Consider the following 12,184-nt stretch of genomic DNA (forward strand, 5'->3'; position numbering starts at 1 on the left):
CACCTCTTTTCATCTACATTGTATCTATGCTAGAATGTAGATGAAAAGAGAGAGATGCGTCAACATACCTCTCTAGTGTAGAGCCGTTTGAGACGGTGACCAATTGTATTATTTAAAAATAACCGTACTGGTCAAAGTAGACGGTTATTTTTTATTGTCATTTTTAACAGCTTTTATAATTTCACGGATTAACGCTAAATTTATTCGTACTTTTCGGGAAAATGTGCTATAATGAAAACGAAAAGAGAGATATGCGTCAACATACCTCTCTGATGTAGAACCGTTTAAGACGGTGACCGATTTTGTTACAAAAAATAACCGTACTCGATCAAAGTAAACGGTTATTTTTTATTGTCATTTTTAAGCAATTTCACAATCAGCGCAATCAAAGCAATGGTAAACATACCAAACCCTAGGATCGTCTGAATTGTTTCATATGCTGACAACAGGCCTCTCCTTTCTGTAAATTTTGGAAGTACGCTCATACGCACCACCTCACTGAAAGGGGAAAGTCTCTGCTCCTACGCTTCTCACTTTGTTGCGATGCTCGTCGCAAAGCGCATGTTCCTTTGCGCTTGCCTCCGCCTTAACTTCTCTACACTTATCGTATATCATGAATGCCTAATAAATATTCAGGTTACAATATTTTTTTAGATAAAATGATTTAGAGAAAAAACCGCCCACATCAGAAAAATGATGTGGGCGGTTTTTTGTAATTATTTATTTTTTGTTTCAAATAACGGACTAACTGGTTTGTTTTCGTGGATACGTTTAATCGCATCTCCGATTAATTCACCAACGCTGACTTCGTCAATTTTAGCAATTTTACGATCATCAGATAGGTAAATAGAGTCTGTTACAACTAAGCGTTCAATTGCTGAATCTTCAATACGTTGTAAGGCTGGTCCTGATAAAACGGGATGTGTACAAGAAGCGTAAACGTCTTTTGCTCCGGCTTCTTTCAATGCATTTGCAGCAAGAGAAATTGTCCCCGCTGTGTCAATCATGTCATCAATTAAGACACATGTTTTGCCTTCCACATGACCAATGATATTCATTACTTCTGCTACGTTCGCTTTTGGACGACGTTTGTCAATGATCGCAATTGGTGCTTTTAAGAATTCTGCCAATTTACGCGCACGCGTTACACCACCATGGTCAGGGGAAACAACAACGACGTCATCGCCTTGAATGCCGTGTTCGATGAAGTAATCGGCAATTAATGGTGCACCCATCAAATGATCCACTGGAATATCAAAGAATCCTTGAATTTGGACCGCATGTAAGTCCAATGTCAACATTCTTGTTGCACCAGCTTTTTCAATCATGTTTGCAACAAGTTTAGCAGTGATTGGTTCCCGGGCACGTGCTTTACGGTCTTGACGTGCATACCCATAATAAGGCATAACCACGTTAATTGTTTTAGCACTCGCACGTTTTAACGCATCAATCATGATTAATAGTTCCATTAAGTTATCGTTAACAGGGCTACTTGTTGATTGAATGACGTAAACATGTGCACCACGAATACTTTCTTCAATATTCACTTGAATTTCGCCATCACTAAATTGTGTTACAGAGCACTTTCCTAGCTCCACACCCACAGCATCCGCAATTTTTTCTGCTAAGGGACGATTAGAGTTCAAAGAAAAGATTTTCAATCTTGGATCAAAATAATGTTTCGACATTAGAACCTCCACTTTCTATTTCAGCCAATTCGTTAAAACTGAACAATACTTTCCTTCTAAAATAATAGTAGTCCTAGCCAAATAAATCAAGAGATTTTCTGTATTTCATACAAGATATTCATCAAAAGTCGCTTTCTTCTAACTATTTTATCGTATTTGTCTAAAAAATGAGGATTATTTGAATAAAGAAAGGTACTCGCCATAGCCTTCTTTTTCTAAATCTGCCACTGGCACAAATCTCAAAGCTGCCGCATTAATGCAATAACGTAAGCCGCCTTCTTGGAGTGGGCCATCAGTGAAAACATGCCCTAAATGTGAATCCGCTTCTTGACTGCGAACTTCTACTCGGTGCATGCCGTGACTAAAATCAGCTTTTTCTTTGACGCCACGTTTTTCAATTGGTTTGGTAAAGGATGGCCAGCCGCAACCAGCATCGTATTTGTCCAAGGAGCTAAACAACGGCTCGCCACTAACAATGTCTACATAGATTCCGTCTTGGTAAAAGTCATCATATTCTCCTGAAAAAGGGCGTTCTGTTGCGTTTTCTTGTGTGACGGCATATTGAAGATCCGTCAAGGTTTGTTTTAATTCTTCTTCTGTTGGTTTTGTCATTCTGTCCACTCCTTTTCTTCTGTTCAATTTATTGGGTTCAATGATACCACGTTTGCCAAACAGGCACCTAATAGTTTGCATAGTAAAAGACAGTCCTTTCTCTTTTTAACGAATGAAAAGGACTGTCTTTTATTAGTTGAATTCTTTTAGTAGTCGGGCTACTTTGGCAATTGGTAAGCCCATAATGGCGTAATAATCGCCGGCGATTGCTTCAATTAGTAATGCTCCTTGTCCTTGGATACCATAAGCGCCTGCTTTGTCGGCATATTCTGCGGTATCTAAGTAAGCATGGATTTCCGTGTCTGTCAGTGGATAAAACGTCACGGTTGAATGAACTGTCGCGGAGCGCTCTTTTTCCCCTTGTTTCAACGTCACACTTGTATACACGTCATGTGTTTTGCCACTTAGGAGGCGCAACATGCGATAACCGTCTTCCCGAGAAGTGGGTTTGCCGAGGATTTCTCCCGCCAATGCCACAATTGTATCGCAGCCAATGACTAGTGCTTCGGGGGATTGCTCTGCTATAGCCGCTGCTTTTTGGGCAGCCATTTGCGCCACATATTCTGCTGGTAAGCCGTCTTTACCAACAGTTTCATCGATATCGGCTGGTGCAATCGTAAAAGTTGGGACCACACGCTTTAATAACTCCTGACGGCGAGGAGATTGGGATGCTAAAATAATTTGCATAAAATGATGACGCCTCGTTTCTTTTTAATGGGGGTCTTGAATGCGTTTAAACATTCGTTCCATATCTGAATTCGTAAAATGAATCAGCACCGGACGTCCATGCGGACAATTAAACGGATTTTCGCACAAGGCTAAATCTTTTAATAGCACGCGTGCTTGTTGCTCATTGAGGTAATGATTGGCTTTGATGGATCGCTTACAGCTCATCATAATGGCAGTTGCTTCACGGAATTTTTTCACGCTGACCGAGCCAGTTGTTAGCAACATGTCAATCATCTCGCGAACAATGCTTTCCTCTTCGCCTGCAGGATACCAAGTTGGGTGCGCCCGCACAATGAAACTATTTTGTCCAAAGTCTTCCAAATGGATGCCGACTTCTGCAAGGGTTTCTTTCTGCTCTTTAATTTTCAAGGCATCACTATTTGGATAATCAATAACGATTGGTACCAATAATTCTTGTAAATCATCACTGACTTCGCCAATTTTTTCACGGAAGTACTCGTATTTAATTCGTTCTTGGGCAGCGTGTTGGTCGATAATAAACAGGCCATCTTTGCTTTGTGCGAATAAATAAGTTCCGTGCATTTGACCGAAGTATTCTAACTCAGGAAAACGTTCTGTCGGTCGTTCTTCTTCCAACTTATTCAGGGCTTGTTTCAGTTCTCTTTGACTCGCAGCGCTATTGGCATCGAATTCTGGGTGAAGTTTCATTTCTTCTTGGAAAACCTCGTCAGCAGCCTCTGATGAACGCAGAGAAGGTTCTGAATCAGATACTTCAGTTATTTTCGTTTCTTCGGCTATTACCTGTTGCTCATTACTAGCTGTTTCCCAATGATTTTCGGAATCAACAGCTGCCGAAGAGGTTTCGTAAGCTGACGTTTCTTCCGCTACACTCGTTGATTCTGGCACTGGCGGCGCAAATGGATCGTCCATTGGGTCCACTGCTCTTTCTGTCTGGTTGACAGCTTCAGGGGCGCTTGAGGCTGGTATTTCGTCTGTCGCATGTTCCGCATAGAAGCGGCCTGTTGCGGGATTATAGCTTAAGCTGCCCGGTCGTTGTTTTACCGCAGGTTGTTCAGTCGATAAAGGAATTTCCATTTGTTCGGCTTTAGGTTCTGGCGGTAGTTTCTTTTTAAAACGCAAATTGTCTGCCGCATTGGGAATCAACTGTTCTTGGCTCAACACTTCTTGAATCGCCTGTTCAATTAATGCCATTAAATCTTTTTCTTTACTTAAACGAACTTCTTGCTTAGTAGGATGGACATTGACATCGACTAACAGCGGATCCATTTCAATTTCTAACACAGCAATTGGAAAACGTCCCACCATTAGTTTCGAACCATAGCCGGCTACAATTGCTTTATTTAACGCGAAATTTTTAATATAACGACCATTGATAATCGTTGATAAATAGTTGCGGCTGGCCCGTGTGACTTCTGGCAATGAAACATACCCTGTCAAAGTAAAATCAAGGTCTTTTCCTTCAATTTTCAACATTTTCTTTGCGGTACTAATGCCATAAATCCCGGCAATCGTTTGTTTTAAATCACCATTGCCTGTTGTACTCATCATTTTGTGGCCGTCATGAACTAAGCGAAAAGCGACTTTAGGGTGACTTAACGCCAGACGATTGACAATGTCACCGATATTGGCCAATTCCGTTTGGATCGTTTTGACGTATTTCAAACGAGCAGGCGTATTATAAAATAAATTGGAAACGGTCATTTTTGTGCCTTTACGGAGAGCTGCTGGTCGGTTTTCTTCGACCTTGCCCCCTTTTAGAATCACATAGCTGCCTTCTTCTTCCTCAGCTGTGGCAGTTTCGACAATCATTTCAGAAACTGAGGCAATACTTGGTAAGGCTTCGCCTCGGAACCCCAAGCTGCGAATTCGGAACAAATCATCTCTTGTATGAATTTTGCTTGTGGCATGGCGTTTGAAGGCATTCAGTACATCTTCTTTGGCAATTCCTTCACCATTATCAATAATTTGAATGGTTTTCAAGCCAGCTTCTTCAATAAAAATATCAATTTGGGTGCTTCCTGCATCCAGTGCATTTTCCACCAATTCTTTGACGACAGAAGCGGGACGTTCAACAACTTCACCAGCAGCAATCTGGTTGGCTAGTTGTTCGGATAGTTCTTGAATTTTCCCCATTTCACGACCTCCTAACCGGTTCGGTTCCTAATTAGATACGTTTTTGCAATTGATGAAGCATGTTTAACGCATCTAGTGGTGTCATTTCTAATAGATTCATTTTCTTCAATGTGTCAATGACACTTAATTCTTCTGTTGAAACTTCTTTAAATAATGAAAGTTGCTCGGTTTCTTCATGTACTTCTGAAACTTCTTCATGATGAACTGAAATTGGAATCGTTGTTTCTTCCGCTTCTAAAACGGATAAAATGGTGGCTGCTCGTTCTAAAAGCGGGCTTGGTAAACCAGCGATTTTAGCAACATGTATCCCATAGCTCTTATCAGCAGGTCCTTCCATCATTTTATGAAGAAAGACCACTTCGCCATCTTTTTCGACAGCGCCCACGTGAATATTCTTCAAGCCTTTTAAGGTTTCATCTAGAACAGTTAGTTCATGATAATGTGTAGAGAATAGCGTTTTGGCTTGTACTTCACGATGGATATATTCAATGATGGCTTGCGCTAGCGCCATCCCATCATAGGTTGCCGTGCCGCGTCCTAATTCATCAAATAAAATTAGGCTGTTAGGCGTGGCGTGTCGCAGTGCTTGGTTAGCCTCCATCATTTCTACCATAAAGGTACTTTGCCCTGCAATTAGATCATCAGAGGCCCCAATCCGTGTAAAAATTTGATCGAAAATTGGCATTTCAGCACTTTCCGCTGGTACAAAACAGCCAATTTGCGCCATGACCACCGTCAAAGCCAATTGACGCATGTAGGTACTTTTCCCTGACATGTTTGGTCCAGTAATCAAGAGAATATCTGTTTCTGGGTTCATGCGGATACTGTTTGGAATGTATTCTTGATGCCCTAAAACTTTTTCCACGACTGGGTGTCGTCCTTCGACAATCGCCAAATTTTTCGTGTTACTTCTTAACGTTGGTCGAACGTATTGATACCGTTCACTAATTGTTGCAAAAGATTGTAAAACATCAACCGCACTAATGGTTTTAGCCAGTGTTTGCAATCGATCAATATTCGTTTTTACTTGTTCTCTAACGGCCAAGAACAATTGATATTCTAGTTCAACTGATTTTTCTTCAGCTTCTAAGATTAAACGCTCTAGTTCTTTTAGTTCGGGCGTAATAAAGCGCTCCGCATTAGCTAATGTTTGCTTACGCTCGTATTTTCCTTCTTCTAAATTCGCTAAATTTGACTTAGTGATTTCAATGAAATAACCAAAGACACGATTGTAGCCAATCTTCAAGTTTTTAATCCCTGTTTCTTGGCGTTCTTTCGCTTCTAACTCCGCTAACCATTGCTTACCATTGCGCATGGCATCACGGTATTCATCTAATTGGTCGTTATAGCCGTCTTTAATAACATTTCCTTCAGTAATTTGTAAAGGGGCTTCTTCATTAATCGCCGTCGCAATCAATGCCACTAAATCTTCAACGGGGTTTAAGTCGACTAACAAATCATCCCATTCCCCTTGATTGATCCCGACAATTAACTGTCGAATCGTTGGTACTTGTTCTAAAGAGGTCCGTAATTGAATTAAATCACGCCCATTCACGCTGCCGAATGCCACGCGTCCTGCTAACCGCTCTAAATCATACACGTTCGTCAATGCTGCTTGCAAATCTAAGCGTTCAAAATAGGCATTTAATAAGGATTGCACCATTTCTTGACGCGCCTTAATTTGACGTTCCTGAATTAGCGGACGATCCAACCATTGTTTTAATAAACGGCCGCCCATAGCTGTTTTCGTTTCATCTAATAGCCACAAAAGAGTCCCTTTTTTCTGCCCTGTTCGAATCGACTGACTCAATTCTAAATTGAATTTAGAATAATGATCCATTTTCAAGAAATGATCTGGCTGATATTCCACAGCTTTCTGAATATGGGACAAGCTCCGCTTTTGGGTAACGGATAAATAAGATAATAATTTGCCTGTAATTTCAATTTCTAATGGATTAATCAGTTCATTGGTTAAAAAACTAAACTCGGCATTTTCTTCCACCGTTTCTTGTGTCGAAAAGATGATGTTTAAACGTAAACTTAAGTTCTCTTTTAACGATTCAGGAATCCCTGAGCCTAGGACCATTTCTTTTGTTTGCAACGCAGAAGCTTCGTTTAAAACGCCCTCTTCATCAGCCAAGACTGCTGTTTTTAATTCGCCTGTACTCAAATCTACATAGGCAAAACCGAACTGATTACCATCTGTTAGCACAGCGGTTAAGTAATTATTGTCTTTGGCTTCCAAGCCTTTACTATTCATCACCGTTCCTGGCGTTACCAACTGCACCACTTCTCGTTTGACCATGCCCTTGGTAGTCTTTGGATCTTCCACTTGCTCACAAATCGCTACTTTATAGCCTTGCTCAATCAACGTATCAATGTAGCCTTGCGCGGCATGATAAGGAACGCCACACATAGGAATCGGATCATCCGCATTGCGGTTACGACTGGTTAACGTCAATTCTAAGATTTGCGCTGCATTGATAGCATCTTCATAAAATAACTCATAGAAATCACCTAAGCGATAAAATAAAAACGCATCCTTGTATTGGGCCTTAATGGATAAATATTGTTCCATCATGGGTGTATTTTTTGTCTTTTGTGGCATTTAATTCCCTTCCTTCTCTAGCTCTTCGTTCACGCGGTATTGAATGAGCGCCGTGACATGTTGAACTAAGTCATTGGCTTCGATCAGTTGTTCGCGGTAGGCTACAACGAGTGGGTGCTCATCAAATTCTTTTGTTTTCGCATCAGCTCGTTGAATGGCTTCTTTTTCAGCAGTTGGTTTGCCATAGTGAGCAAATTGAACCGCATCTTTTTGCGCAGCTTTAATTTCTTCCACTAATTCTGTCAGCTTTTTGTTTTTCTTTACCTTTTCTTCAATCGCTTGGTAGCGCTGAATGACTTCATCTTGTCCAATTAAATGTAACAATTTTTCTAATTCTTTATTACTTTGTGCATCTAAATTCAACGGCTCCATTTTTTTCACCTTCATCTTTCACCGGCACTTTTTCTATAAGAGCAGAAAAAGTTAACCTCTTAATGATCCGAGATTAACTTTTCTTCTATTATTCTTGAAACGGGCGATCTTCGCTAATCTGAATCGGCTCAATCATCTTCGCTTGGCCCGTTTGGTCATCAATCTCTAAAATACAGGCAGATAAAATTGTCCGCCCTGTTTCGACTACCTCAAAGCGCTTCGGCAATGCTGTCATAAACTTCTCAATAATCGGTTCACGCTTCATTCCTAAAATCCCATCATAAGGACCGGTCATACCGACATCACTTAAGAAGGCTGTCCCTTTCGGTAAAATCCGAGCGTCATTTGTTTGAACATGCGTATGTGTTCCAACAACGGCTGAAACTTGGCCATCTAAAAACCAGCTCATGGCTTGTTTTTCGCTTGTCGTTTCGCCATGAAAATCCACAAAAATGAGCGGTGTCCGTTTGCGAGCGATAGCCACTAGCTCGGCGGCTTTCTTGAAAGGATCTTCCAATGGCACCATAAATGTGCGGGCCTGTAAATTAATCACCGCTAGTTCCAATTGATTGACTTTCACAAAAACCATTCCTTGACCAGGCACATCTTCTGGAAAGTTCGCTGGACGAACCATTTTCTTCGCATCATCAATGAATTCAAAGATATCCTTGTTGTCCCACGTGTGGTTACCCATCGTAACAACATCGACACCATCTTGCAAAAATTTCTTATAAATCTTGCCAGTAATCCCCCGACCAGATGCCGCATTTTCACCATTGGCAATGGTCACTTGTGGACGATATTTCTTCTTTAATTTAGGGACATACGTTGCTAGGGCTTCTCTTCCTAAAGAACCGACAACATCTCCTATAAATAATATACGCAAAAAGGTTCCTCTTCTCTTTTTAACATCTCTTGTTTATTATAGTTGTTTTCGCTTTGAAAAGAAAGTTTTGGTTTTAAAAGATTAAAAAAAGTGTCTCAACGAACAATCCTTGCAATTGTTCGTTGAGACACTACACGCGATACTTATTCGCTTTTTATTTTATTTCGCATAGTCAACGGCACGTGTTTCACGGATAACCGTTACTTTGATATGTCCTGGATAATCCAAGTCATCTTCAATTTTCTTCCGAATGTCTCGAACTAAACGAACAGATTCTAAATCAGAAATTTCTTCTGGTTTCACCATGACACGAACTTCACGTCCTGCTTGAACAGCAAAACTTGAATCAACGCCTTCAAAACTATTAGAAATATTTTCTAAGTTTTCTAAGCGGCGAATGTAGTTTTCTAACGATTCACTACGTGCACCTGGACGGGCTGCAGATAACGCATCTGCGGCTGCCACTAAAACAGAAATAACTGAGGTTGCTTCCACATCACCATGATGCGAGGCAATGGCATTAATAACTACTGAATTTTCTTTATATTTCGCAGCTAATTCTGCGCCAATCTCAACGTGAGAACCTTCAATTTCATGATCCAATGCTTTCCCAATATCATGTAGTAAACCTGCACGTTTGGCTAATTGAACATCTTCGCCTAATTCGGCGGCTAAAACGCCAGCCAGTTTTGCTACTTCGATTGAGTGGTTCAAGACATTTTGACCATAACTTGTTCTGAAACGTAAACGGCCTAAAATTTTAATTAAATCAGGATGTAACGTATGAGCACCTACTTCAAAGGCTGCTTGTTCTCCGTATTCACGAATCCGTTCATCCATTTCTTTACGTGATTTTTCTACCATTTCTTCGATACGAGCGGGATGAATCCGACCATCTTGGATTAATTTTTCCAAGGTCATTCGAGCGATTTCTCGTCTGATTGGATCAAATCCGGATAACACAACCGCTTCTGGCGTATCATCAATGATTAAGTCAATCCCTGTTAATGTTTCCAATGTACGAATATTACGTCCTTCACGACCAATAATGCGACCTTTCATCTCATCATTTGGTAAAGTGACCACGGAAACAGTTGTTTCAGAAACAGAATCGGCGGCGCAACGTTGAATTGCTAGGGAAAGCAAGTTCTTCGCTTTGCGATCAGATTCTTCTTTGGCACGTTGTTCTGACTCCTTGACCATCAAGGTTAGTTCATGATTCAACTCTTCTTCTGTTGACTTCATAATAATCGATTTTGCTTCTTCTTTTGAAAGGGAAGCAATTCGTTCTAATTCTTGATGTTGCTGATTAATTAAGTTTTCTACTTCTTTTTCTCGCTCATCAATTAATTGCTGTCTAGCACCAAGTTTCTCTTCTTTTTCTTCCAGTGAGCCTTCACGTTTTTCAAGAGAGTCATCTTTACGATCCAACGTTTGTTCCCGTTGAATTAAACGATTTTCTTGAGATTTAAGTTCTAATCTGCTTTCTTTCAACTCACTTTCAATTTCTGAACGATACTTCTGGTTCTCTTCCTTAGCTTCTAGCAATGCTTCTTTTTTCAGTGTTTCTGATTCTTTCCGAGCGTTCTCGAGAATACTCGACGCTGAAATTTTTGCACCATTTATTGCTTTATCATGACGTGACTTTGCAATAACAAATCCTAAACCAAGACCGACAATCAAACCGACGATAGCGAGGAGAATATTTAAAACCATATTTCCACCTCCATACTATCTTTTTGTTAATTCATATCTTGTAGTTTTTTGATAAACTAAAATCAATTATCAATATGCCTACTTGCATATTTGTGCATACACACAATTTTATTCTAATGTTTGTCGCGAAAGGTGTCAACTTAAAAAAGCCCTTTCTTTTGGAAAGGGCAGCAAATATTAGACAACGTCACATTTTTAGGTTTCCGCCGTCACGAATTGTTTAAATTTTAGAACAAACGCCGCATAGTCTGCCGTTTGACTAAGCTGCTTGATGTGGATGGGTTCGGACATGGACAACAGTCTCTTTAACAATCTAGTTCTAAACAAAAAAAGACAACACCTGTCCTGTTCAGTAAGTGTTGTCTTTCTTCTTAACGAGTCGTATTCACTCGTTATTTATTCATCTAAGGGTAATTCTTCTTGACCTTCTGCTTCTTCTGTAATGGTTGAACCGTCACCGATGCCATATGCATCACGGACCAATTTAGACACTTCTGCCATCATTTCAGGATGATCCGCCATGTATTGTTTAGCATTTTCACGGCCTTGGCCAATTCGTTCTTCTTTGTAGCCATACCAAGCACCACTTTTGCTGATAAGGTCTTTTTCCACAGCCATATCTAGTAATTCGCCTTCTTGGGAAATCCCTTGGCCATACATGATATCAACTTCTGCCACTTTAAATGGTGGCGCCACTTTGTTTTTAACGACTTTAATTTTTGTGCGGTTACCGACGATGTCTGTTCCTTGTTTTAACTGTTCTGCACGACGAACTTCTAGACGAACCGTTGCGTAGAATTTCAATGCACGTCCACCAGGAGTTGTTTCAGGATTTCCGAACATCACGCCAACTTTTTCACGAATTTGGTTAATGAAAATAGCAATTGTTTTTGTCTTATTAATTGAGCCTGATAATTTACGTAGTGCTTGAGACATTAGTCGAGCTTGTAAGCCGACATGGCTCGCTCCCATCTCACCATCAATCTCTGCACGAGGAACTAACGCAGCAACCGAGTCGATGACAACGATGTCAATCGCACCACTTGAAACTAAGGCATCGGCAATCTCTAAGCCTTGCTCACCCGTATCTGGTTGAGATAAAAGTAATTCATCAATGTTAACGCCTAGTTTCTCCGCATATTGAGGATCCAATGCATGCTCAGCATCGATAAAAGCGGCTGTTCCACCATTTCGTTGCACTTCTGCAATTGCGTGTAAAGAAACAGTTGTTTTACCTGAACTCTCAGGACCATATACTTCAATAATTCGGCCACGTGGATACCCACCTACGCCCAATGCAACATCTAACGCTAAAGAACCACTAGGGATAGTTGAAATTTTTTGATCAGCTTTTTCGCCTAATTTCATAATAGAACCTTTCCCAAAGTTCTTTTCAATTTTTTTCAGTGCGGCATCTAAAGCCACTTTACGATCATCTGCCAATGGATAATCCTCCTT

The 12,184-nt window shown here is 40.6% G+C and carries 10 protein-coding genes; all 10 read right to left on the bottom strand.

The window, feature by feature from the left end; genetic code table 11:
- Positions 1 to 341: 341 nt before the first annotated feature.
- A complete protein-coding gene (pepG1, locus tag IGL90_RS12885) occupies positions 342 to 485 on the bottom strand; it encodes a type I toxin-antitoxin system toxin PepG1 (RefSeq protein WP_002392696.1) in 144 nt (47 codons plus the stop codon).
- A 231-nt stretch (positions 486 to 716) separates the two neighbouring features.
- A complete protein-coding gene (locus tag IGL90_RS12890) occupies positions 717 to 1,688 on the bottom strand; it encodes a ribose-phosphate diphosphokinase (RefSeq protein ID WP_002381060.1) in 972 nt (323 codons plus the stop codon).
- Positions 1,689 to 1,862: 174 nt separating this feature from the next.
- Entirely contained in the window at positions 1,863 to 2,300 is a 438-nt protein-coding gene (gene msrB / locus IGL90_RS12895) for a peptide-methionine (R)-S-oxide reductase MsrB (RefSeq protein ID WP_002354871.1), read from the bottom strand.
- Positions 2,301 to 2,432: 132 nt separating this feature from the next.
- Positions 2,433 to 2,987 carry a Maf family protein gene (locus tag IGL90_RS12900; RefSeq protein WP_002354869.1) on the bottom strand — a complete coding sequence of 185 codons (555 nt, stop codon included), beginning with the start codon at positions 2,985 to 2,987 and terminating at the stop codon, positions 2,433 to 2,435.
- A gap of 24 nt (positions 2,988 to 3,011) precedes the next feature.
- Positions 3,012 to 5,144 carry a DNA mismatch repair endonuclease MutL gene (mutL, locus tag IGL90_RS12905; RefSeq protein ID WP_048737570.1) on the bottom strand — a complete coding sequence of 711 codons (2,133 nt, stop codon included), beginning with the start codon at positions 5,142 to 5,144 and terminating at the stop codon, positions 3,012 to 3,014.
- A 31-nt stretch (positions 5,145 to 5,175) separates the two neighbouring features.
- Positions 5,176 to 7,752: a DNA mismatch repair protein MutS gene (gene mutS, locus IGL90_RS12910; protein ID WP_048737569.1), complete on the bottom strand. Its 2,577-nt coding sequence runs from the start codon at positions 7,750 to 7,752 to the stop codon at positions 5,176 to 5,178.
- Positions 7,753 to 8,139 carry a RicAFT regulatory complex protein RicA family protein gene (locus IGL90_RS12915; protein ID WP_002359008.1) on the bottom strand — a complete coding sequence of 129 codons (387 nt, stop codon included), beginning with the start codon at positions 8,137 to 8,139 and terminating at the stop codon, positions 7,753 to 7,755.
- Positions 8,140 to 8,212: 73 nt separating this feature from the next.
- A complete protein-coding gene (locus IGL90_RS12920) occupies positions 8,213 to 9,010 on the bottom strand; it encodes a TIGR00282 family metallophosphoesterase (RefSeq protein ID WP_002354864.1) in 798 nt (265 codons plus the stop codon).
- Between the two features lie 159 nt (positions 9,011 to 9,169).
- Complete coding sequence (gene rny, locus IGL90_RS12925) at positions 9,170 to 10,726, bottom strand: ribonuclease Y (RefSeq protein WP_002354863.1); 1,557 nt, start codon at positions 10,724 to 10,726, stop codon at positions 9,170 to 9,172.
- A 396-nt stretch (positions 10,727 to 11,122) separates the two neighbouring features.
- On the bottom strand, positions 11,123 to 12,169 hold the full coding sequence (recA, locus tag IGL90_RS12930; RefSeq protein ID WP_002354860.1) for a recombinase RecA: 1,047 nt from the start codon (positions 12,167 to 12,169) through the stop codon (positions 11,123 to 11,125).
- Between the last annotated feature and the right edge of the window lie 15 nt (positions 12,170 to 12,184).

Source organism: Enterococcus sp. DIV1307a (assembly GCF_050537425.1).
Lineage (GTDB): Bacteria > Bacillota > Bacilli > Lactobacillales > Enterococcaceae > Enterococcus > Enterococcus faecalis.

Coding starts and splice junctions, on each gene's coding strand:
- pepG1 (WP_002392696.1), bottom strand. CDS start 485: ATGAGCGTACTTCCAAAATTTACAGAAAGGAGAGGCCTGTTGTCAGCA.
- IGL90_RS12890 (WP_002381060.1), bottom strand. CDS start 1,688: ATGTCGAAACATTATTTTGATCCAAGATTGAAAATCTTTTCTTTGAAC.
- msrB (WP_002354871.1), bottom strand. CDS start 2,300: ATGACAAAACCAACAGAAGAAGAATTAAAACAAACCTTGACGGATCTT.
- IGL90_RS12900 (WP_002354869.1), bottom strand. CDS start 2,987: ATGCAAATTATTTTAGCATCCCAATCTCCTCGCCGTCAGGAGTTATTA.
- mutL (WP_048737570.1), bottom strand. CDS start 5,144: ATGGGGAAAATTCAAGAACTATCCGAACAACTAGCCAACCAGATTGCT.
- mutS (WP_048737569.1), bottom strand. CDS start 7,752: ATGCCACAAAAGACAAAAAATACACCCATGATGGAACAATATTTATCC.
- IGL90_RS12915 (WP_002359008.1), bottom strand. CDS start 8,139: ATGAAGGTGAAAAAAATGGAGCCGTTGAATTTAGATGCACAAAGTAAT.
- rny (WP_002354863.1), bottom strand. CDS start 10,726: ATGGTTTTAAATATTCTCCTCGCTATCGTCGGTTTGATTGTCGGTCTT.